This is a genomic window from Aeromonas sp. 600276, assembly GCF_049175815.1.
GTDB lineage: Bacteria > Pseudomonadota > Gammaproteobacteria > Enterobacterales > Aeromonadaceae > Aeromonas > Aeromonas dhakensis.
On the sequence record NZ_JAAKVU010000004.1, the window covers coordinates 193,584 to 216,101 of the forward strand.

The following is a 22,518-nucleotide window of genomic DNA, read 5'->3' on the forward strand; positions in this document are numbered from 1 at the left end:
GTCCCCCTACCAGCTCTTCTCCGCCCTGGAGAAGGGCGCAGCCGCGCCATATCAGGGCACGGCCATCATGGACGTGTCGCACGAGGTACTTCGGGCCGGTTGCTTGGCGCAATGAGGAGATCATCCTTTTTATGATCAAAAGGATATAAAACATGGTGGCGGGAAGTTTTTGCCGCTCTGTCACACGGGCACAGCGTGACTCACAGGCGTGGGAAGCGGGCCGCAGACCCGCATGGTGAGCTGATGCCTAGTTGCTTATCTCGCCGGCGAACAGGTAGCCTTCCCCGTGCACGGTGACAAACAGCTGGGGATCCCGGGGATCCTGCTCCATCTTGCCGCGCAGGCGGCGGATCAGCACGTCTATGGTGCGATCGCTCGGGCCATCGCCACGGTGGCTGGTAAGGGCCAGGATCCGCTCCCGGCTCAGTACCCGCCCGGCGTTGGCGATAAAGGCCACCAGCACTTCATATTCCGCCTTGGTCAGGCGCACCGGCACTCCATCACGGCTGAGCTGGCGGCGGGGGATGTCGAAGCGCCAGGGGCCGAAGCGCACCGCATCGTCGGCCACCGCCGGCTCGCTCGGCTGGGCTGCGGCCAACGAGATGCGCCACAGCAGGTTCTTGACCCGCACCAGCAGTTCCCTGAGCTCAAACGGCTTGGTGACATAGTCGTCGGCCCCCATCTCGAGGCCCACTATCCGGTCCACCGCATCGCTGCGGCCGGTCACCAGGATGATCCCCACCGTGCTGCGGGCGCGCAGCTCGCGGGTCAGCAGCAAGCCATCCTCCCCCGGCAGGTTGATGTCCAGCATCACCAGGGCCACCTCCTGCGCTGCCAGCACGGCCCGCATCTCCTGGCCGTTCTCGACCGCGGTCACCCGATAGCCCTCCCGCTCGAAATAGCCGGTCAGCTTCTCGCGGGTCACGACATCGTCTTCAACAACCAGAATGTGGTGGCTCATGGGCAGGGTCCGCAGGGTTAGACAGAGTTCAACATGGGGGAATTATTCTATTCATAATTTTTCATAAATACCCCTATTTCGTTAATTTTCGGCGGCAGCCCTGTTCACAACGCCTCCCTATCATGGCCTCCATCAAAAAAGCGATGTGAGAGAGCATGATGAAAAAACTGTGGCATTTCCTGCGCACCCCCAGCCGCCGCTGGTCGGTATTGGCGCTGCTGCTGGCGGGCGTCGGGGTCACCCTGGCCGGCAGCGTCGGCTTGCACTACGGCTTCGAGAAGACCAGTACCCTCGAGTTCTGCATCTCCTGCCATACCATGAAGGACACCGTGTACCCCGAGTACAAGGAGTCCGTCCACTTCAAGAACGCCTCCGGCGTCCAGGCCATCTGTACCGACTGCCACCAGCCGAAGGACTTCGTCGGCAAGGTGGCCCGCAAGATGGAGGCGGCCAACGACCTCTATCAGCAGTACATAGGCCACAGCATCGATACCCAGGAGAAGTTTGAAGACAGGCGCCTACACCTGGCCGAGAAGGTGTGGGCGCGCATGAGCAGCCAGAACTCCAAGACCTGCAAGTCCTGCCACAGCTACGACAACATGGACCACGCCAAGCAGTCCCCCGCCGCCGCCCTGGCGATGAAGGATGCCGCCGCCAAGAACATGAACTGCATCGAGTGCCACAAGGGGATCGCCCACGAGCTGCCGAACATGGCGGGCGGCTTCCGTGCCACCTACGCCACCCTGGCAAGCGATGCGCAAGAGGCACCGGCTGCCGAGACCCTCTACACCCTGGGCGAGAAGGATCTCTACGAAAGCGAAGAGAGTACCGAGCCGGTCGGCAAGCTGCTGCCCGCCTCCCGCATCGACGTCGTGGCTCGCAGCGGCGATCGCCTCAAGGTGACCATCGAAGGCTGGCGCGAAACCGCAGGCAAGGGCCGCGTACTGAGCGAATACATGGGCAAGCGGGTCTTCGTCGCCACCATCCGTGACGAGCTCAGGGCCAACGAGCAGATCCTGAAACAAGAGACCGACAACGCCACCCATATCAAGTGGGAACAGGTGCAGGTGCAGGCCTGGGTCGATGGCAAGGGCCTCGAATCCTCCCTCAAACCGATCTGGGATTATGCCGGCGAGATGTACAAGTCCACCTGCAACTCCTGCCACGCGGCGCCGGATCCGGCTCACTTCACCGCCAACGGCTGGATCTCGGGTCTCAAGGCCATGTCCGCCTACTATCGCCTGAGCAAGGAAGAGGAGCGCACCCTGCTCAAATACCTGCAAAACCATGCCGCCGATACCGGTGGTCAGGGCAGCCACTAATTCCGGATTTGAGAAAGGAATAACAAGATGATCAATATTTCCCGTCGTGGTTTTCTGGGTGGCTTGCTGGCCAGCGGTGCCAGCGCCCTGATCGGCCCCTCCCTGCTCGGTCGCGCCGTGATGGCCGCCGAGTCTGGCGAAAAACTGGTGCAGTCCGGCTCCCACTGGGGCGCCTTTCGCGCCCGTGTGGTCGATGGCCGCTGGGTCGAAACCCTGCCGTTCGAGCATGACAAGCATCCGACCGAGATGCTCAAGGCCCTGAGTGAAGTGGTCTACAACCCCTCCCGCATCCGCTACCCCATGGTGCGGCTGGACTGGTTGCGCAAGGGCCACCAGTCCGACACCAGCGAGCGCGGCCAGAACCGCTTCGTGCGGGTGACCTGGTCCCAGGCGCTGGACTTCTTCTATCACGAGCTGGAGCGGGTGCAGAAGACCTATGGCCCGAGCGCCCTCTACGCCGGTCACTCAGGCTGGCAGTCGGTGGGCAAGCTGCACTCCGCCGGCGCCATGCTGGGCCGCGCCATGAACCTGCACGGTACCTATCTGGCCAAGGCCGGTGACTACTCCACCGGCGCCGCCCAGGTGATCCTGCCCCACGTGGCGGGCGCCATGGAGGTGTACGAGCAGCAGACCTCCTGGCCCCTGGTGCTGGAGCACAGCAAGACCATCGTCATCTGGGGTTCCGATCCCATCAAGAACCTGCAGGTGGGCTGGCTGGTGCCGGATCACAGCGTCTACGAATACTGGGCACAGCTGAAAGAGAAAGTGGCCAGGGGCGAGATCAGGGTCATTAGCGTCGACCCGGTCAAGTCCAAGACCCAGAAGTACCTCAATTGCGATCAGGTGACCCTGAACCCGCAGACCGACGTGCCCCTGATGCTGGGTATCGCCCATACCCTCTACAGCGAGAAGCGTCACGACGAGGCCTTCCTCAAGAACTACACCACCGGCTTTGACAAGTTCCTGCCCTATCTGCTGGGCACCAGGGATGGTCAGGTGAAAGATGCCGAGTGGGCTTCCGCCATCTGTGGCGTGCCTGCCGAGACCATTCGCGAGCTGGCGCGCACCATGGCCAGCGGCCGCACCCAGCTCATCGGCGGCTGGTGCGTGCAGCGCATGCACCACGGCGAACAGTACGCCTGGATGCTGGTGGTACTGGCCTCCATGCTGGGCCAGATCGGTTTGCCGGGGGGCGGCTACGGTTTTGGCTGGCACTACAACGGCGCCGGTACCATCACCAGCACGGGCCCCATCATGTCCGGCTTCAGCTCCGTCATTCCCGGGGTCAAGCCGCTGCACGACGGCGACTGGAAGGGCTACTCCAGGTTCATCCCGGTGGCCCGTTTCGTCGACTGCATCCTGAACCCGGGCAAGCGCATCGCCTTCAACGGTCAGACCATCACCTACCCGGAGATGAAAATGGCGGTGTTCTGCGGCAACAACCCGTTCCACCACCAGCAGGATCGCAACAAGATGATCGCCGCCTGGCGCAAGCTGGAAACCGTGGTGAGCGTGGATCACCAGTGGACCGCCAGCTGCCGCTTCGCTGATATCGTGCTGCCGGCCACCACCACCTACGAGCGGGATGACATCGAGCAGTGGGGTTCCCACTCCAACGCCGGCATCCTGGCCATGCACAAGGTGGTCGAGCCGCTGTTCGAGGCGCGCGACGACTACGACATCTTCGCCGATCTGTGCCGTCGCTTCGATCGCGAGGCCGAGTTCACCGGTGGCAAGAGCAAGCTGGAGTGGATCCAGAGCATCTATGACGACGCCCGCCTGCAGGGCCGCGGCATCGGTATCCGCCTGCCCCGCTTCAGCCAGTTCTGGCACGGTGAAGGCTTCGTCAGCTTCCCGGCGGGCCAGCCCTGGGTGCGGCACGAGTCGTTCCGCAAGGAGCCGGATCTGGAACCGCTGGGCACCCCGTCCGGCCTCATCGAGATCTACTCCAAGACCATCGCCGACTACGGCTACGCGGATTGCCCGGGCCACCCGGTCTGGATCGAGCCTTATGAACGCTCCCACGGCGGGCCGGGCAGCCAGCAATTCCCGCTGCACCTGCAATCCTGTCACCCGGACAAGCGGCTGCACAGCCAGCTCTGCTCCTCCGATGCCTACCGTGCCACCTACACGGTGCAGGGGCGCGAGCCGGTCTATATGAACCCGCAGGACGCCAGAGCGCGCGGGCTCAAGGACGGGGATCTGGTGCGGGTCTTCAACGGCCGCGGTCAGGTGCTGGCCGGTCTGGTGGTGAGCGAAGACTACGCCCCCGGCGTGGTGCGCATCCAGGAGGGGGCCTGGTACGGCCCGCAGGAGGGCGGCAAGGTGGGGACCTTGTGTACCTATGGCGATCCCAACGTGCTGACCGCAGACATCGGCTCCTCCAGCCTGGCGCAGGCCACCACGGCCCACACCGCGCTGGTGGAGATCGAGAAATTCCGCGGGCAGGCGCCGGCCGTCACCGCCTTCGGAGCGCCGGAATCCGCCAAGGGCATCGATCCCATGTTCCCGGCACTGTGACCCGAGGGGACGAAAGTCACCCCTTGAGTTTCCTTTATTTTTAAAGTCGTTAGAATCGGGAGCCTCTATGGCTCCCGATTGTCATCCACGGAGGATAAATGCAGGAATTCATGGCTACCAGCGAACGCCGGGCCGAGCTTTACTGGTGGTTCTCCACCCTGTTCGCTGCCGAGCTCAGTGATGCACAGATCGCTGAATACGACACCTATGACGTGCGCAGCTTCTTGAAGAGCCTCTCCACTCTCGACCCCATGCGCGAGGCCGTGGCCGAACTGAACGAGGCTATCGCCCGCCTGCTGGTGCGCCCCGATCGCCAGCTGGAGCTCGCCGCCGACTTCGCCGGCCTGTTCCTGGTGGATCCCAAGCAGGGCGCCCTACCTTACGAATCGCTCTATCGCGGTGAGGGCAAGCTGCTGATGCAGGCCCCCATGAGCGAGATGCAGGCCCGTCTCGATCGCCTCGGCATCAACGTCAGCGACAAGTACAAGGAGCCTGCCGATCACCTGGCCATCGAGCTGGATCTGATGGGCAACCTCATCATCCGCGCCGCCGAGGCGACCACCGCCGCCCAGCGTGAAAGCTGGCTCGGCGAGCAGGAGTCCCTGCTGCACGGCCACCTGCTCGGCTGGTTCGACAAATTCGAGAGCGCCTGCCGCGCCGCCGACCAGTTCGGCTTCTACGGCGCCAGTGCCCGGCTGCTGGGGGTATTCCTCAAGATGGATGCCAACTACCTCAGCCTGGTCAAACCGGCGCAAACCGCCGACTAAGCCGATGAAGACAGCCCTGCTCCTGATCGCATGCTGGCTGCTGGCCCTGATCCCGCAGGATCAGGGCATTACTCCCCTCGCCGCCCTGCTGTTCAACCCGGACCGGGAACTCTACGGCACCGCCCAGCTCACCGGCTTCGCCGGCATACTGCTGACCCTCTACCTCGCCAACCTCGGCGTCGAGGTAGTGCTGCGCCGCCGCTTCCAGATAGCGGGCATGCTGGCCCTGCTGGCCGCCTGGATCGACTTCATTCACAGCAGTGGCAGCGAGGCCCACTGGCTGCTGCTCTACGCCATGGCGCTGCCGTTTCACGTGGTCGGCTGGCTGGTCCTGGTGCGCGGCATCCAGGCGTTTGGCCGCCAGAAAGGCTGAAAAAGCGCCAAAACTATTACAAATCATGACAGCCCGATCCCCCCGGTTGCCCTTGTGGCAAGGTCAGCGGGGCAATTGCGGGTAACATTCGCTTACATTCAGCTCCCGTTCAGTTTCACGACAACCGCTATAGTGCCGCTCCTTTTCCGACCGATACAGGAGCATCAGCATGCCTCCACAGGATGCGCGCATCACGGGCCTCGATCTGCTGCGAGGGCTCGTCATCTTCATGGCCGTCTTCGAGCACTACACCGGCTACCTCAACTACTGGTACATCGACTTCTTCAATCGGGAGCACGCCCTGTGGGACAGCTTCTACCTCTCCCACAAGGCGATGGCCGGTCAGCTGCTGCCCATGGATCATCTGACGGCCCAGGTGTCGGCCTGGCTCATCCCCTGGGTCAGCCAGATCTACCTGGCGCTGGCCGCCTTCAACCTCAGTCGCCGTGATCAGGTCAGCTTCAGACCGCAGCTGGGCGGCAAGCTGGTGCTGTTCGCCAGCATCATACTGGTGCTCTATGTGGAAGGGCTGGTCATCGCTCCCAACTTCGGCGAGGCGATCTCTTTCTATCCGGTGATGCTGTGGATGTGCCTGCTGGCGCTCTTCTCGCTGGTCTACGCCTGGTTCGGCATCCGCGGCATGTTGCTGCTGACCCTGCTCAGCCTGCTGCTGGATCAGCTCGGCGTGCAGGATCTGCTCGGTCACCTCGATGGTTGGATGAAGCTGCACGTGCACCCCGACTACGAGCTGGATGCCCGCCTCGACCTCTTCATGGCCAGCGGCTGCTTCGGCTTCCTCTACGGCTGGTGCTGGCATCAGCGGCCCCAATGGCGGGACCGCCTCAACACGCTGGTGCTGACGCTCTCGCTGGTGGCGCTGGCCTGCTATCTCATGTTCGGCGAGACCAGCACGGTCGAGCTCAGCGACATCTACGCCAACGAGCACGAACTGGCGATGGACATGATCGGGCGTGCCGGCATCTGGGGCATGGAGTTTCTGGTGATCGGGGCCGTGCTCTGGCTGCATCAACGCAACATTCGCCTCTGCTGGCGCCCCCTCAACTGGATCGGCATGTACTCGCTGACCGTCTTCATCTTCCACAAGAGCATCTTCGTGCACCTGTGGGGCCCGCTCCTGCTGTGGTGGACCGCCCGCCAGGGCACCATACTGCCCAACAACTTCGGCCTCATCATGGCGCTCAGCGCCACCAGCGTGCTGCTCATCTACGCCTTCCAGCGCTCCGGCATCATCTGCCACCTGATGGGCATGCATCAGGATCGGGACTGGGTGCGGCTCTATGGCAACAAATAAGCACTGGCTGGTGCTGCTCCTGGCGCTGCCGGTCTGCGCCAAGGAGCTGGCCATCGGCGGTCAGTGGCAGCTGGACAGCAAGCAGGCGGGCAGCGGCAGCAGCGACAGCACCCAGTTCTGGGTCGGCTACGAGCGGGAGACCCAGGTCGGCCTCATTTTCGCCGACGGCCAGAGCGCCGGGGTGGCGCTGCCGCTCTACGACAAGAGCTTTATCGCCCTCGGCGTCAGCCCGATGGAAGTGATCGACCGCACCCGCTTCAGCGCGCTCTGGCGCCTGGGCTGGCAACTGGATGACGATCACCAGCTGACCCTGGGCCAGCTCTATGACGTCAGCGGGCGCTACGGCCAGCTCTGGTACATGGAGCACAGCCTGCCGCTGCCCGCCGGGCTCTCCCTCAATCTCTGGCTGACCCGCGGCAGTCAGGCCCACATGGCCGCCTATGGGGCGGACGAAGGCTTGCGGGACTGGGGGCTCACGCTGGAGCGCAGCTGGTGCTGGCAGCAGTGGCGACTGGGCACCGAGCTCGGCGCCAAGCAGTGGCTCATCAAGGAGCATGACTGGCAGCCGGTGATCAACCTCACCCTGAGCTACCACTTCGGAAAATAACCAAATTGGGGGCAAATGAGCCCCCACCCCTTCCCTCCAGCAGGCTTCATGCCATACTGACAACACCTAAAATGACAAATCAGTCAATTACGGAGTCCCGTGATGGGGAAAGAGCTTTTCGACGCCATGCCCGATCCGCCGCAGGCGGGGCAGTTGAGCGTGAACGAGCTGCAGCAGCTGTTCGAACTGGCCCCGTTTGGCATAGGCATCTTCGATCGCCACTTTCGCTGCCGCAGCGTCAACCAGACCCTGGCCGACCTCAACGGCCTCTCCCGGGAGGAGCACTACGGCCACACCCTGCGGGAAATCGTCCCAGCCCTGGCCCCCGTGCTGGAGCCCCTGTTCCAGCAGATCATCAGCAGCGGCGTCCCCCGGGTCGAGCTGAACCTGAGCGGCCATACCGCGGCCCATCAGGGCCAGCAACGCCACTGGCAGGCGATCTACAGCCCCATGCTCGACGAACATGGCGTGCCCGACGGCATTCTCACCATAGTGCGCGACGTGACCGAACAGGTCGAGTCGCAGCGGCGGCTGCAACTGGCCATGAATGCCGGCCGGATCGGAGTGTGGGAGTGGCACGTCAAGGAGGACAGACTGCAGTTTGACGGCCGGGTCGAACAGTTGCTCGGGACCGCCGCCAGCGAGTTTCAGGGGGGAATGGAGCAGTTCATCAAGCGCTTCGACCCTCTCTCTGGCGAGCAGCTCAGGGCGGCGCTCAAGGGCACGGCCCCCATTCATCTCACCCTCGGTTATCTGGGGCCCGATCAGCAGCGAGGCTGGGTCGACATCCATGCCGATCACGTGGCAGCCAGCGAACATCTGGGGCGACGCATCACCGGGGTGATCCACGACGCCACCGATCGCTGCACCCAGGAAGACAAGCTGCGCCAGGCCAACGTGGTGTTCGAAACCGCTGCCGAAGGCATCATCATCATGGATGGCCAGCGCCAGATCATCTCGGTCAACCCGGCCTTCTGCAGCATGACCCAGTACGAGGAGGACGAGGTCGTCGGCAAGTCACCGGAAGCCATCATGCACCCGCGCCGCCACACCGACATCGACTACCCCTGGCACACCCTGCTGCCCGGCAGCCACGCCTGGCATGGCGAGATGATGTGCCTGCGCAAGGATGGCGGCTACTTCACCTCCTGGCAGCATGTCAGCGCCGTCCACGACAGCCGCCACAACACCACCAACTATGTCATCGCCTTCTCCGACATCAGCGCCATTCGCAAGGCCGAGGCACAGCTCAATCACCTCGCCTATCACGATCCCCTGACCGAGCTCGGCAACCGCAACCTGCTGCAGGAGCGGCTTGAGCTGGAGATCAAGACCGCCCACCTCAACCGGCAGCAGCTCGCCTTGCTGTTTATCGATCTGGACGGCTTCAAGCTGATCAACGACACCTTGGGCCATCGGGCCGGGGACGAGCTGCTCAAGCTGCTGGCCGAGCGCATTCGCCGACTGCTGCACCACAACGACGTGGCGGCCCGGCTGGGGGGCGACGAGTTTCTGGTGCTGATCCCCTACTTCGAACAGCCGGAGGAGCTGGCCAGGCTCGCCGAGCAGCTGCTGGCCCGCCTGCGCGAGCCGGTCGAGCTGGATCACGAGCGGGTGGCCGTCTCCGCCAGCATCGGCATCGCCCTCTATCCGGAACACGCCACCACCCCGGACACCCTGGTCAGTGCCGCCGACAGCGCCATGTACGAGGCGAAGAACCAGGGCCGCAATGGTTACCTCTTCTATACCCCGGACATGACGGAACAGACCCGGGAGCGACTGAGCATGGAGCAGGGGCTGTTCCAGGCCATCGAGCAGCAGCAGCTCTGCATCCTCTATCAACCCATGACGGATCTGGCCAGCAACCAGCTGAGCGGGCTGGAAGCCCTGCTGCGCTGGCAACACCCCAGCGAGGGCATGATAGGGCCGACCCGCTTCATTCCGGTGGCCGAGGAGTGCGGCCTTATCGAGCAGATCGGGGAGTGGGTGATGCGTACCGCCTGCCAGCAGGGACAAGCCTGGCTGGCCGCAGGGCTGGCGGTGCCCAGACTGTCGGTCAATGTGTCGGTACGGGAGATGCGCTCGGCAGGTTACGTGGAGCGGGTCGCCGCCATCCTGGCCGAGACCGGTTTTCCGCCACAACGGCTGGAGATAGAGGTCACCGAGAGCATCATCCAGCGGGTCGATCAGAGCCTGCAGCTGTTCAAGCGGCTGAAGGAGCTGGGGGTGCAGATCGCCATCGACGATTTTGGCACCGGCTTCTCATCCCTGAGCCTGCTGAAAAGCCTGCCCATCGATCGGATCAAGATAGACAAGACCTTCGTGCAGGCGCTGCCCGATGACAAGCACAGCCGGGAGCTGTGCCGCACCATCGTCAACCTGGCCGACAGCCTGGGCATGATGGTGACCGCCGAAGGGATAGAGACCCAGGCCCAGCGCCAGTTTCTGCAATCCCTCCACTGTCAGGAGGGGCAGGGCTATCTGTTCAGCCATCCGCTGGCCGAGCCCCATCTGGCGGCGCAGCTGGCATCGGGCAGGAATCACTGGTGCTGAGCCCCGCGCCAGGGGGGTGACAGCCACAGCCAACTCAATCGTTGAAGGTCAGCCTGGCATCCCACCCTTCGTCCTGCTGCCGGCGTGACTCTTCCAGCAAGGAGTCCTGCGGATAGGAGGACTTTTTCTCCCCGAGAGTGACGGACACCGGCGGCTTGCGCACCAGCCATGCCTCGCTCAGCTGGCCGCTGATGTGATCCCGCAGTGAGGGTGAATCGGGCTGTGTCGGTGCCAGTTCAAGACCATTGGCATGGGGGGCGGCCAATGCGGCCTCATCGGTGGCCTTCGGGGCCTCGAACTGCCAGAGGGAGGAGCAAAGAAGCAGGGTCAACACGGGGGCTGTCTCCATCGGTAAAAGCGACGTTTTACCCAATCGGCGATGAATTGTCATCGACGCGACTGTAAGCGGATGTTGCCATCTATCCAAAAGTCTAATTGCCCTCCCCCGCCAAAGGTATAAGTTGTTATCCAATCATTACAAAAATGTATTCAAAGGAGTGACACATGAGCGAGAGCAAGGTCTACCCGGTCAAAGCCCACATCAGCCAGGGCGCCCTGCTGGACAAGGCAGGCTATGAGGCCATGTACCAGGCCTCGGTGCAGAACCCGGATGCCTTCTGGGGCGAGCAGGGCAAGATCCTCGACTGGATGAAGCCTTATACCCGGGTCAAGAACACCTCCTACGATCCGGGCCACGTCTCCATCAAGTGGTATGAAGACGGCTTGCTCAACGTCTCTGCCAACTGCCTGGATCGCCATCTGAGCGAGCGCGGCGACAAGGTCGCCATCATCTGGGAAGGGGACAACCCGGCCGAGGATCGCAAGCTCACCTATCGCGAGCTGCACACCGAGGTGTGCAAGTTTGCCAACGTCTTGAAGGCACAAGGGGTGCATCGCGGCGACGTGGTCTGCCTCTACATGCCCATGGTGCCGGAAGCGGCCATCGCCATGCTGGCCTGTACCCGCATCGGCGCCGTGCACAGCATCGTCTTCGGCGGTTTCTCGCCAGAAGCCCTGGCCGGTCGCATCATCGACTCCGGCTCCACCATCGTCGTCACCGCCGATGAGGGGCTGCGCGGTGGCCGCCCGGTGCCGCTCAAGAAGAACGTGGATGAAGCGCTCACCAACCCGGAGACCAAGGTCAGCAAGGTGATCGTGCTCAAACGTACCGGCGGCAACATCGCCTGGCACAACCACCGCGATCTGTGGTGGCATGAGGCAACGGCCACCGTCAGCAGCGACTGCCCGCCGGAGGCGATGGGGGCCGAAGACCCGCTGTTCATCCTCTACACCTCCGGCTCCACCGGCAAGCCCAAGGGGGTGCTGCACACCACCGGCGGCTATCTGGTCTATGCCACCCTCACCTTCAAGTACATCTTCGACTACCACGAGGAGGACATCTACTGGTGTACCGCCGACGTGGGCTGGGTCACCGGCCACTCCTACCTGGTCTACGGGCCGCTCGCCAACGGCGCCACCACCATCATGTTCGAAGGGGTGCCCAACTACCCGGCGACCAACCGCATGAGCCAGGTGGTGGACAAGCACCAGGTCACCATCCTCTACACCGCCCCCACCGCCATCCGCGCGCTGATGGCCAAGGGCAACGAGGCCGTTGAGGGTACCTCCCGTTCGAGCCTGCGCATCATGGGCTCGGTGGGCGAGCCCATCAACCCGGAAGCCTGGGAGTGGTACTACCGCACCATAGGCGACGAGCGTTGCCCCATCGTCGACACCTGGTGGCAGACCGAGACCGGCGGCATCCTCATCAGCCCGCTGCCCGGCGTCACCGATCTCAAGCCAGGCTCGGCCACCCGCCCCTTCTTCGGCGTGCAGCCGGCGCTGGTGGACAATATGGGTGAGCCACTGGAGGGGGCCACCGAGGGCAACCTGGTGATCACCGACTCCTGGCCGGGCCAGATGCGCACCGTATTCGGCGATCACGAACGCTTCGAGCAGACCTACTTCTCCACCTTCCCCGGCCGTTACTTCACCGGCGACGGTGCACGTCGCGACGAGGATGGCTACTACTGGATCACCGGCCGGGTGGATGATGTACTGAACGTCTCCGGCCACCGCATGGGTACCGCCGAGATCGAATCCGCGCTGGTGGCTCATCCCAAGATCGCCGAAGCGGCGGTGGTGGGGGTTCCACACGAGATCAAGGGTCAGGGCATCTATGCCTATGTCACCCTGATCGCAGGCGAAGAGCCGAGCCGGGAGCTGCACAAGGAGGTAAAGGAGTGGGTCCGCAAGGAGATCGGCGCCATCGCCACCCCGGACGTGATCCACTGGGCCGAGGGGCTGCCCAAGACCCGTTCCGGCAAGATCATGCGGCGCATTCTGCGCAAGATCGCCACCGGCGAGACCGACAGCTTGGGGGATATCTCCACCCTGGCGGATCCGGGCGTAGTGGACAAACTCATTCGCGAGAAGTCCGAAGCCGCCTGATCCCGTCTGCCTTTTGCCTCCAAAGCCGGCCCTGTGCCGGCTTTGTCATTCCTGCTAGTGAGTGTTTTGATAATCGACCAAATAGAGCAAAAAACAGACAGATGTAGAGATTAGACCAGTAAAATGCTGCTAATTTTCACGAAATCAATATAATTGCGAAATCTGTGTGCCAGTGCACACCGATTTGAGCAGAAAATGGCTAGATTTCTGGTAGTCCACAAGATAGCTGACAGATAGCAGCATTATCATCGAGGATGTACTCAATATGTCGCAAAAACACCGAATTCTCCTGCTCAACGGGCCGAACCTGAACCTGCTGGGCAAACGGGAACCGGGCATCTACGGCAGCAAGACGCTCGATGAGATCGTCGCCGATCTGACGCTAAGTGCCGGCGAACTCGGGGTCACACTGGAACACCTGCAATCCAACGCCGAACATGAGCTGGTCGGCCGCATCCACCAGGCCATGGGTCAGGTGGACTTCATCATCATCAATCCGGCCGCCTTCACCCATACCAGCGTCGCCCTCCGCGATGCGCTGCTGGGTGTGGCCATCCCCTTTATCGAGGTTCACCTGTCCAACGTCCACGCCAGGGAACCCTTCCGTCATCACTCCTATCTGTCTGATGTCGCCAAGGGGGTCATTTGTGGGCTGGGGGCCGATGGCTACCAATTCGCTTTAACCGCGGCCGTGCACCAGTTGCGCGCGGCTTGATAATCACTGATCAGATAAAGAAGAAAGAGAATGCTAATGGATATCCGCAAAATCAAGAAGCTGATTGAACTGGTTGAAGAGTCCGGCATCGCCGAACTGGAGATCTCCGAAGGTGAAGAGTCCGTTCGCATCAGCCGCAACTTCTCCGGTCAGGTGACCGCTGCTCCGCAGATGATCATGCCGCAGGTTGCTGCTCCGGTAGCCGCTCCTGTCGCCGCCGCTCCGGCCGCCGCAGCACCGGCTGCCGACGCCACCCCGGCCGGTCACCTGATGCGCTCCCCCATGGTCGGTTCCTTCTACCGCTCTTCCAGCCCGGAAGCCAAGCCGTTCGTGGAAGTGGGCCAGCACGTCAATGTCGGCGATACCCTGTGCATCGTCGAAGCCATGAAAATGATGAACCAAATCGAATCCGACAAGGCCGGCGTGATCAAAGCGATCCTGGTTGAAAATGGTCAGGCCGTTGAATTCGACGAGCCGCTGTTCATCATCGAATAAGGGAAATCGCCACCCATGTTGGACAAAGTAGTCATCGCCAACCGCGGTGAAATTGCCCTGCGGATCCTGCGCGCCTGCAAAGAGCTCGGGATCAAGACAGTGGCCGTTCACTCCACCGCCGACCGGGAGCTCAAGCATGTGCTGCTGGCCGACGAAACCATCTGTATCGGCAAACCGGCCAGTACCGACTCCTACCTCAACGTGCCGGCGATCATCGCCGCCGCCGAGGTGACCGGTGCCGTTGCCATTCACCCCGGCTACGGCTTCCTCTCCGAGAACGCCGACTTTGCCGAAGTGGTCGAGAAATCCGGCTTCGTCTTCATCGGCCCGCGCGCCGAGACCATTCGCCTGATGGGTGACAAGGTCTCCGCCATCGAGGCGATGAAGAAGGCGGGCGTACCCTGCGTACCGGGCTCCGACGGTCCGGTTGACAGCGATGCCAAGCACAACGCCGCCATTGCCAAGCGAATCGGCTACCCGGTGATCATCAAGGCCGCCGGTGGCGGTGGTGGTCGCGGCATGCGCGTGGTGCGCAGCGAAGCCGAGCTGGCTGCCGCCATCGCGCTGACCAAGTCCGAAGCAGGCCAGTTCTTCAAGAACGACATGGTCTACATGGAGAAGTACCTGGAGAACCCGCGCCACATCGAGATCCAGGTGCTGGCAGACGGCCAGGGCAACGCCCTCTATCTGGGCGAGCGCGACTGCTCCATGCAGCGTCGCCACCAGAAGGTGGTCGAAGAGGCACCGGCGCCGGGCATCACCGCCGAGATGCGCAAGTTCATCGGTGAACGCTGCGTGCGCGCCTGTATCGAGATCGGCTACCGCGGTGCGGGTACTTTCGAGTTCCTGTACGAAAACGGCGAGTTCTATTTCATCGAGATGAACACCCGTATCCAGGTAGAGCACCCGGTTACCGAGATGGTCACCGGCGTCGACCTCATCAAGGAGCAGCTGCGCATCGCCGCCGGCCAGCCCCTGTCGATCACCCAGCAGGACATCCGCATCCGTGGCCACGCCATCGAGTGCCGGATCAACGCCGAAGACCCGGCCACCTTCATGCCGTCTCCGGGCCTGATCCAGCGCTTCCACGCGCCGGGTGGTCTGGGCGTGCGTTGGGACTCCCACATCTACGCCGGCTACAAGGTGCCGCCCTACTACGACTCCATGATCGGCAAACTGATCTGTTACGGTGAAAACCGCGACGTCGCCATTGCCCGCATGCGTCAGGCGCTGGACGAGCTGGTGGTGGAAGGGATCAAGACCAACGTCTCCCTGCAAAAAGAGATCATGAAGGACGAAAACTTCCAGCACGGTGGTACCAATATCCACTACCTGCACAAGAAGCTGGGTCTGTAAGACTCGCGTCCGCAGATCTTCTGCTGAAAAAGGGCCATGGCGACATGGCCCTTTTTTGTTATCCTTGCGCCCCTCGAAATTGTCGGAGGCCAAGGTGAACCGTTTTGCGCTCGCTCGTCGGGAAGCAGCACTCTGCCTGCTGCTGACCCTGCTCTACTTCCTTGCCTGGTATGGCACGGCCTATTTCATCCCCGAAGAGATCGAATTCTGGGATATGCCGCTCTGGTTCCTGCTCAGCTGCATTCTGATGCCGCTGCTGTTCATCGTGCTGTGCGGCCTGATGGTGGATCGCCTGTTCGTGGATATCCCCCTCGACTCCCAGCCCCTCGATGACAAGGAGCCCCCCCATGAATCTTGAGCTGCTGCTGCCGCTGTGCATCTATCTGGTGCTGGTGCTGGGGGTCGGTTTCTGGGCCAGCCGCCACCGGGTGGGCGGTGACTTCGTGCAGGAGTACTTCATCGGCAACCGCAGCATGGGCGGCCTGGTGCTGGCCATGACCCTGGTGGCCACTTACACCTCGGCCTCCTCCTTTATCGGCGGGCCGGGTGCCGCCTACAAGATTGGCCTTGGCTGGGTGCTGCTGGCGATGATCCAGCTGCCCACCGTCTGGCTCACCCTGGGAGTGCTTGGCAAGAAGTTCGCCATCATCGCCCGCCGGGTCAATGCGGTGACCATCAACGACATGCTGTGGGCTCGCTACCAGAGCAGGGCCGTAGTGGTGCTGGGCTCGGTCACCATCATCCTCGCCTTCATCGCCACCATGGTGGTGCAGTTCATCGGCGGCGCCCGCCTGCTGGAGACCGCCACCGGCCTCTCTTATCAGCAGGGACTCTTGCTGTTTGCCGGCTGCGTGCTGCTCTACACGGTGATCGGCGGCTTTCGCGCCGTGGTGATGACGGATGCGCTGCAGGGGATCATCATGCTGATCGGCACCGGCGCCCTGCTGGCGGGGATCCTGATCGCGGGGGATGGTTTGCCCAACCTTATCCACCAGCTCAAGGCGATCGATCCCAAGCTGGTGAGCCCGCAGGGGGCCGGCGACATGCTGACCCAGCCCTTCATGCTGAGCTTCTGGGTACTGGTCTGCATCGGGGTGGTGGGGCTGCCCCACTCGGCCCTGCGCTGCTTCGGCTATCGCGACAGCAAGGCGCTGCATCGCGGCATCCTCATCGGCACCATCGTCAGCGCCTTGCTGATGTTCGGCATGCACCTGGCCGGGGCGCTGGGCCGCGCCATCCTGCCCGGCATGGACAGCCCGGACAAGATCATGCCCTCCCTGATGATGGAAGTGCTGCCCCCCTGGCTGGCCGGGGTATTCCTGGCGGCCCCCATGGCGGCCATCATGTCCACCATCGACTCCCAGCTGATCCAGGCCTCCGCCACGTTGGTGAAGGATCTCTACCTCAACTACCTGAGCCCGGAGAAGGCCGGCCAGGAGAAGCTGGAGGTACGGGTGCCGCGCCTCTCCCTGCTCTGCACCCTGATCCTGGGCACGCTGGTGCTGCTGGCGGCGCTGCAGCCCCCCGAGATGATCATCTGGCTCAACCTGCTCGCCTTTGGCGGCCTGCAGGCGGTGTTCCTCTGGCCGCTGGTGCTCGGCCTCTACTGGTCACGGGCCAACGGCCCCGGCGCCCTGGCCAGCATGGTGTGCGGCATTCTCTGCTACGCCGTCCTGAGCCAGTGGGGGATCAAGCTGGCCGGTCTGCACGCCATAGTGCCGAGCCTGGCGCTGGGGCTGGTAGCCTTCGTGCTGGTCAGCCTGCTGACCCCGGCTCCAAGCCAGAGCGTGCGGCGGCTCTTCGAACCTTGTTCAGCAATGGATTAATAAAGGGTTCCGAAACTATCCCAAAATGGGTGCTTTAAGGGTAAACTGTGCGCCATGTCACAAAACAGTGCACCCTTATGCCCGTCCAGAACGCCAGACAGATCCTGACCCAAGCCCTGCAGCGACTCGGTTACGCCCTGTTGCTGCCGGTCTCCATCCTGCCGCTGGCGGCCCTGCTCTATCGGCTCGGCCAGCCGGACGTGCTGGATCTGGCGGTACTCTCCCTCACCGGTCGCGCCCTGTTCAGCCAGATGCCGCTCATCTATGCGGTGGCCATCGCCTTCGGGCTGAGCCGCCAAGGCGAGGGGAGCCAGGCGCTGGCCGGGGCGGTCAACTTCCTGCTGCTGAGCTCGGCGCTCGGCACCCTGGCCCCCGGCCTGCACAGCGACATGATCTGCGGCCTGCTGGCGGGATTGACCACCGCCATCGTCTACCCCTGGCTCAAGCGCCACCCCATGCCCCACTGGCTGCGGCTAATCAACGGCGATTTCACCAGCCTGCTCGCCTCGGCGCTGGCCTGCCTGCTGTTGGCCTTCCCCCTCGCGCTGCTCTGGCCACTGCTGGAGCAAGGCATCACCCTGCTCGCCTCCGAGCTGCTCACCACCCCGCTCGGCGCCTTCTGCTACGGCGTGCTGAACCGGCTGCTGATCCCGCTCGGTCTGCACCAGGTGCTGGGCAGCCTCATCGGGCTGGGGGAGAGCAACCTGCAGGCGCTGGCCAGCGCCCAGCCGCTGCACGAAGGCTATGTGGCCGGGCTCTACCCCATCATCATGTTCGGCCTGCCTGGCGCCTGCTTCGCCATCTGGCTGCACCGCCAGCGCATGCAGCGACTGCCGCAGGGGGGGCTGCTGCTCACCCTGGCGCTCACCTCGGCGCTGGTGGGGATCACCGAACCCATCGAGTTCCTGTTCGCCTTCACCGCCCCCTGGCTGTTTCTGGCCCACGCCCTGCTGACCGGATTGTCGCTCGCCACCTGCAGTGCACTCGGCATCAAGGTGGGCAGTTACTTCTCCGCCGGCCTGCTGGATCTGGTGCTGAGCTACCACACCGGCGAGCACAGCTTCTGGCTCATTCCGGTCGGCATCCTGTTCTTTGTCGCCTACACCCTGCTGTTCTACCAGCTGTTAGAGCGCACGCCCCTCAGCCTGCCGAGCAAGCCCATCGCCCCGGAACACCCGCGGCTGGCGAGCGTCGCCCCCTCCGATCCCCAGATGCTGGCCATCCAGTACCTCAAGGTGCTGGGGGGCATGGACAACCTGCAGGCGATGAGCGTCTGCCTGACCCGCCTCAGCCTGCGGGTGCGCGACATCTCGCTGGTGGATCAATCCCGCCTGCTGGGGCTGGGCTGCCTCTCTTGGATCCAGCTCAACGACCATCAGCTGGTGCTGGTGCTGGGCCCCAACGCCAGCCTCATTGAAGGGCAGATCCGCATGCTGGCGGAGCGCCAGTCGGTGCCACTCGGCCTCAAGCCCAATCAGGAGTCCGCCGGCCAGAGCGGCTGGTAACCTCAGGCAAACGGCAGGCGCTCGGCCACAAAATCCATCAGGCTGCGCAGGGCGGGCGCCAGGTGCTCCCGGCTCGGGTAGATGAGATAGAAGGGGTTGGGCGGCACGGTGAGCTCGGGCAACACCTTCTGCAAGCGGCCACTCGCCAGATCCCCTTCGCAGACGTGATGGGGCAACAGGGCAATTCCCCCTTCATTGATGGCCAGCTCCCGCAGCGCCAGCAGGCTGTTGCTGATACAGGCCCCCTGCGGCCGCCAGCCCCCCTCCTGCAGCGGCCACACCGGCAACGACGTGTGCACCAGGCAGGCGTATCGACCCAGCTCGCTCAGCTGTTGCGGCATGCCGTGGGCCGCCAGATAGGCGGGTGCCGCCACCAGATGGCGCGGCACCTGACCGATGCGCCGGCAGATCAGGCTGGAGTCTTTCAGCGGCGCCGCCCGCAGCGCCAGATCGTAACCCTCCCCCACCAGATCGAGCTGCTCATCGCAGAGGGTCAGCTCCAGCACCACCTCGGGATAGAGGGCTCTAAACTCGGCCAGGATCCGACCGAGCAGCAGGGTGCCGGTGGCCTCCGGCGCGGTGATCCGCACCCGCCCGGCCGGGGCCGCGCGCAGCCGCGCCATCGCCAGATTGGCGCTGCGGGCCAGCGCCAGCAGCGCCCGGCACTGCTCCACATAGACCTCTCCCTGCGGGGTCAGGCTCAGCCGGCGGGTGGTGCGCTGCAACAGGCGCACCCCGAGCTGGGATTCGAGCCGCGAGATCTTCTGGCTGACCGAGGATTTGGGCATGCCTAGCAGCTCGGCCGCCCCGGTAAAACTGCCCTGCTCCACCACGGTGGCGAACAGCCCCATCAGCTCCAGTTCGACATTGTTCATATATTCAAACAGTCTTTACCAATTACCCATCTTAATCTGAATAATCAACCAGACTAGAGTGGCTGGCAATCCCCATCCAACCGATTTGAAAGGAACTGCCATGAAAGCCATCGTCCTGACCCACTATCTGCCGAGCGATCATCCCGACTGCTTCATCGAGGCCAATCTGGCCGACCCGACGCCGGGCCCGCGCGACCTGCTGGTGCGGGTCAACGCCACCTCCATCAACCCGGTCGACACCAAGGTGCGCGCCCCCAAGGCCAAGGTCGAGAGCAGCCCGCGGGTGCTGGGCTGGGACGCCGTGGGCGAAGTGATCGCCGTCGGCCGCGAGGTGACCCTGTTCAAGGCGGGCGACCGGGTCTGGTATGCCGGCGACATCAGCCGCCCAGGCAGCAACAGCGCCCTGCAACTGGTGGATGAGCGCATCGCCGCCCTCGCCCCCGCCAGCCTGAGCGACCTGGAAGCGGCCGCCCTGCCGCTCACCGCCATCACCGCCTGGGAGACCCTGTTCGAGCGGATGAGCCTCAGCCGCGAGAGCCGCGGACGACTGCTCATCATCGGCGGCGCCGGCGGGGTCGGCTCCATCGCCATCCAGCTGGCCCGCCAGCTCACCGGCATGGAGGTGATCGCCACCGCCTCGCGCCCCGAAACCCGGGCCTGGTGCCTGCAGATGGGGGCCCACCAGGTGGTGAGCCATCACCAGTTGCAAGAGGAGCTCACCGCCCTCGGCATCAACCAGGTGGACGCCATCTTCTGCACCAATGCCACCGAGCAGCACTGGGATGCCATGGCCAGCCTCATCAGCCCGTTCGGCCATATCTGCACCATCGCCGAATCGAGCGAGCCCTGGGATCTCTCCCTGCTCAAGAGCAAGAGCGTCACCTTCAGCCAGGAGTTCATGTTTACCCGCTCCCTGTTCCAGACCCCGGACATGATTGAGCAGCACAACCTGTTGGGGCTGGTCGCCGCCCTGGTGGATCAGGGCGTGGTCAAGAGCACCCTCAGCAAGGTGGTACCCGAGCTGACCCCGACGACCCTGGCTCAGGCCCATGCCGAGGTGGAAGCCGGCCGCATGGTGGGCAAGCTGGTGATCGACATGAGCCGGTTCGGCAACTAATCCCTTATGGGTAAAAACTGCACCATCATGGGGTGAACTCACCAGTGACAAGCCCCATCACTGCACAGCACATATCAGGCAACAGACAGTCACCACGCAGCTTCACCATAAAAAAGCCAAAAAAAAGGGGCCATCCCGCCGGGATGGCCCTAAATACCTGAACGTTGGGGTAACAATCACACACATATCCTTATGCAGGACCTCTGAACCTTTGCAGCTAGTGTGCCAATCTCGCCCCCCTCCCCGCTTGCTTGCCACATTGTGCCCTGCCACCGAGGTCTGCAGCCCCGGGCCACTCTGCGGGCAAAAAAAAGCCACCCGAAGGTGGCTGAAAAAGATGACGGAACTTTCCTAGAGCAAAGCATTCAGCGGGAACAGGTTGCTTCCCGTCACCCAATGAGGAATACATGAACCGTGCCAACTCGGCAAAGCCTGCCTCCTCCACCACACTGCATGGGCAAACCACGACAGCACACGCCCATGATGATAGAATCCCGCGGTTTCACATTTATGAAGAGTCGACGCCATGCCCTGGATACAAATTCGAATCAACGCCACTGCCAAGACCGCAGACAAGGTGAGCAACATGCTGCTGGGGCGTGGTGCCCAGGCGGTGACCTTTATGGATGCCAAGGATGTGCCCGTCTATGAACCCATGCCGGGCGAAACCCCGCTGTGGGGCGAGACCGAAGTGATGGGGCTGTTCGACGCTGAAACCGATCCGGCGCCCACCATCGCCTTCTTCCAGCAGATCTTCGGCGAAGACGTGGGCTACAAGGTGGAGCAGCTGGAGGACAAGGACTGGGTGCGCGAGTGGATGGATCACTTCCACCCCATGCAGTTCGGTGAGCGGCTTTGGATCTGCCCGAGCTGGCGCGACGTGCCAAACCCGGATGCGGTCAACGTCATGCTGGACCCGGGTCTGGCCTTCGGTACCGGTACCCACCCCACCACGGCGCTCTGCCTGCAGTGGCTGGACGGGCTGGATCTGGCCGGCAAGACAGTGGTCGACTTTGGTTGCGGCTCCGGCATCCTCGGCATCGCAGCCCTGAAACTGGGCGCCGCCCGGGTCATCGGCATCGACATCGATCCGCAGGCCATCCAGGCCAGCCGTGACAACGCGATGCGCAATGGCGTCGCCGATCAGATCGAGCTCTACCTGCCGGCGGATCAGCCGCAAGACGTCGAAGCGGACGTGGTGGTCGCCAACATCCTGGCCGGCCCGCTGCGCGAGCTGGCGCCGCTTATCGCCGGCCACGGCAAGGCGGGCAGCCTGATGGCCCTGTCCGGCGTTCTGGAAAGCCAGGCGCCGGAGCTGGAGACCATCTACGGCCAGTGGTTCGAGATGGACCCGACCGCCGTCAAGGAAGAGTGGTGCCGCCTCTCCGGCCGCAAACTCGGCTGATAAGCAACAAGCCACGGCGGCTGCCAACCCATCGGCCGCAAACTCGGCTAATAAACAACAAGCCACGGCGGCAGCCAACCCATAGGCCGTAAACTCGGCTGATAAGCAACAAGCCATGGCGGCTGCCAACCCATCGGCCGCAAACTCGGCTGATAAGCAACAAGCCACGGCAGTTGCCAACCTATCGGCTGCAAACTCGGCTGATAAGCAACAAGCTACGGCAACTGCTGCAAACTCGGCTAAGTCATCGAGACAAAGCTGCCAACGGGGCTCCCACACGGGAGCCTCGTCTGTTTTCGGCCCGCCGGCGGCAGCCGCATCTTCGCTGATTCCACCACCCAGCGCCATCCATGCTCAT

19 protein-coding genes are annotated in these 22,518 nt (G+C 63.3%); 16 read left to right on the plus strand and 3 right to left on the minus strand.

Going from position 1 to position 22,518, the window contains the following annotated elements:
- Positions 1 to 247 precede the first annotated feature (247 nt).
- Positions 248 to 961: a two-component system response regulator TorR gene (gene torR / locus G5134_RS05800; RefSeq protein WP_065016769.1), complete on the minus strand. Its 714-nt coding sequence runs from the start codon at positions 959 to 961 to the stop codon at positions 248 to 250.
- Positions 962 to 1,116: 155 nt separating this feature from the next.
- Here torR and torC point away from each other — a divergent pair, with 155 nt between their 5' ends.
- From torC to G5134_RS05835, 7 genes are all read left to right on the plus strand, one after another.
- Entirely contained in the window at positions 1,117 to 2,283 is a 1,167-nt protein-coding gene (gene torC / locus G5134_RS05805; protein WP_082969880.1) for a pentaheme c-type cytochrome TorC, read from the plus strand.
- A 27-nt stretch (positions 2,284 to 2,310) separates the two neighbouring features.
- Positions 2,311 to 4,803 (plus strand): trimethylamine-N-oxide reductase TorA, encoded by a 2,493-nt coding sequence (torA, locus tag G5134_RS05810; protein ID WP_065016767.1) that lies wholly within the window; start codon positions 2,311 to 2,313, stop codon positions 4,801 to 4,803.
- 98 nt (positions 4,804 to 4,901) lie between these two features.
- The gene (gene torD / locus G5134_RS05815) at positions 4,902 to 5,570 is read left to right on the plus strand and encodes a molecular chaperone TorD (RefSeq protein ID WP_065016766.1); all 669 of its coding nucleotides are present in this window, start codon (positions 4,902 to 4,904) and stop codon (positions 5,568 to 5,570) included.
- Positions 5,571 to 5,574: 4 nt separating this feature from the next.
- On the plus strand, positions 5,575 to 5,943 hold the full coding sequence (locus G5134_RS05820) for a hypothetical protein (protein ID WP_065016765.1): 369 nt from the start codon (positions 5,575 to 5,577) through the stop codon (positions 5,941 to 5,943).
- Positions 5,944 to 6,112: 169 nt separating this feature from the next.
- The gene (locus G5134_RS05825; RefSeq protein WP_019839502.1) at positions 6,113 to 7,255 is read left to right on the plus strand and encodes a hypothetical protein; all 1,143 of its coding nucleotides are present in this window, start codon (positions 6,113 to 6,115) and stop codon (positions 7,253 to 7,255) included.
- The gene (locus tag G5134_RS05830; RefSeq protein WP_065016764.1) at positions 7,242 to 7,862 is read left to right on the plus strand and encodes a hypothetical protein; all 621 of its coding nucleotides are present in this window, start codon (positions 7,242 to 7,244) and stop codon (positions 7,860 to 7,862) included. Before G5134_RS05825 ends, G5134_RS05830 begins: the two co-directional genes overlap by 14 nt.
- Before the next feature lie 102 nt (positions 7,863 to 7,964).
- Positions 7,965 to 10,415 carry a sensor domain-containing protein gene (locus tag G5134_RS05835; protein WP_206220607.1) on the plus strand — a complete coding sequence of 817 codons (2,451 nt, stop codon included), beginning with the start codon at positions 7,965 to 7,967 and terminating at the stop codon, positions 10,413 to 10,415.
- 34 nt (positions 10,416 to 10,449) lie between these two features.
- Here the strand turns inward: G5134_RS05835 and G5134_RS05840 are convergent, their stop codons facing one another.
- On the minus strand, positions 10,450 to 10,749 hold the full coding sequence (locus G5134_RS05840) for a hypothetical protein (RefSeq protein ID WP_065016763.1): 300 nt from the start codon (positions 10,747 to 10,749) through the stop codon (positions 10,450 to 10,452).
- A gap of 170 nt (positions 10,750 to 10,919) precedes the next feature.
- On the opposite strand from G5134_RS05840, the gene acs reads away from it, so the two are divergent.
- The 7 genes from acs to G5134_RS05875 all read left to right on the plus strand — a co-directional run bounded on the left by acs (position 10,920) and on the right by G5134_RS05875 (position 18,763).
- Complete coding sequence (gene acs, locus G5134_RS05845; RefSeq protein ID WP_065016762.1) at positions 10,920 to 12,866, plus strand: acetate--CoA ligase; 1,947 nt, start codon at positions 10,920 to 10,922, stop codon at positions 12,864 to 12,866.
- A gap of 265 nt (positions 12,867 to 13,131) precedes the next feature.
- Entirely contained in the window at positions 13,132 to 13,581 is a 450-nt protein-coding gene (gene aroQ / locus G5134_RS05850) for a type II 3-dehydroquinate dehydratase (protein ID WP_010633081.1), read from the plus strand.
- Between the two features lie 36 nt (positions 13,582 to 13,617).
- On the plus strand, positions 13,618 to 14,076 hold the full coding sequence (gene accB, locus G5134_RS05855; protein ID WP_005298038.1) for an acetyl-CoA carboxylase biotin carboxyl carrier protein: 459 nt from the start codon (positions 13,618 to 13,620) through the stop codon (positions 14,074 to 14,076).
- A gap of 15 nt (positions 14,077 to 14,091) precedes the next feature.
- Positions 14,092 to 15,432, plus strand: coding sequence for an acetyl-CoA carboxylase biotin carboxylase subunit (gene accC / locus G5134_RS05860; protein WP_005298029.1), 1,341 nt, complete (start codon positions 14,092 to 14,094; stop codon positions 15,430 to 15,432).
- Positions 15,433 to 15,511: 79 nt separating this feature from the next.
- Positions 15,512 to 15,790: a YhdT family protein gene (locus tag G5134_RS05865; RefSeq protein WP_010633080.1), complete on the plus strand. Its 279-nt coding sequence runs from the start codon at positions 15,512 to 15,514 to the stop codon at positions 15,788 to 15,790.
- Positions 15,780 to 17,258 (plus strand): sodium/pantothenate symporter, encoded by a 1,479-nt coding sequence (gene panF, locus G5134_RS05870; RefSeq protein ID WP_065016761.1) that lies wholly within the window; start codon positions 15,780 to 15,782, stop codon positions 17,256 to 17,258. Before G5134_RS05865 ends, panF begins: the two co-directional genes overlap by 11 nt.
- Positions 17,259 to 17,335: 77 nt before the next feature.
- Positions 17,336 to 18,763, plus strand: coding sequence for a PTS transporter subunit EIIC (locus tag G5134_RS05875; protein WP_065016760.1), 1,428 nt, complete (start codon positions 17,336 to 17,338; stop codon positions 18,761 to 18,763).
- A 2-nt stretch (positions 18,764 to 18,765) separates the two neighbouring features.
- On the opposite strand, the gene G5134_RS05880 is transcribed toward G5134_RS05875, so the two are convergent.
- Complete coding sequence (locus G5134_RS05880) at positions 18,766 to 19,638, minus strand: LysR family transcriptional regulator (protein WP_065016759.1); 873 nt, start codon at positions 19,636 to 19,638, stop codon at positions 18,766 to 18,768.
- A gap of 100 nt (positions 19,639 to 19,738) precedes the next feature.
- Here G5134_RS05880 and G5134_RS05885 point away from each other — a divergent pair, with 100 nt between their 5' ends.
- Together G5134_RS05885 and prmA are read left to right on the plus strand one after the other, a co-directional pair.
- Positions 19,739 to 20,755, plus strand: coding sequence for a zinc-binding alcohol dehydrogenase family protein (locus G5134_RS05885; RefSeq protein ID WP_065016758.1), 1,017 nt, complete (start codon positions 19,739 to 19,741; stop codon positions 20,753 to 20,755).
- A gap of 526 nt (positions 20,756 to 21,281) precedes the next feature.
- Complete coding sequence (gene prmA, locus G5134_RS05890) at positions 21,282 to 22,160, plus strand: 50S ribosomal protein L11 methyltransferase (protein ID WP_005298012.1); 879 nt, start codon at positions 21,282 to 21,284, stop codon at positions 22,158 to 22,160.
- The last annotated feature ends 358 nt before the right edge of the window (positions 22,161 to 22,518 follow it).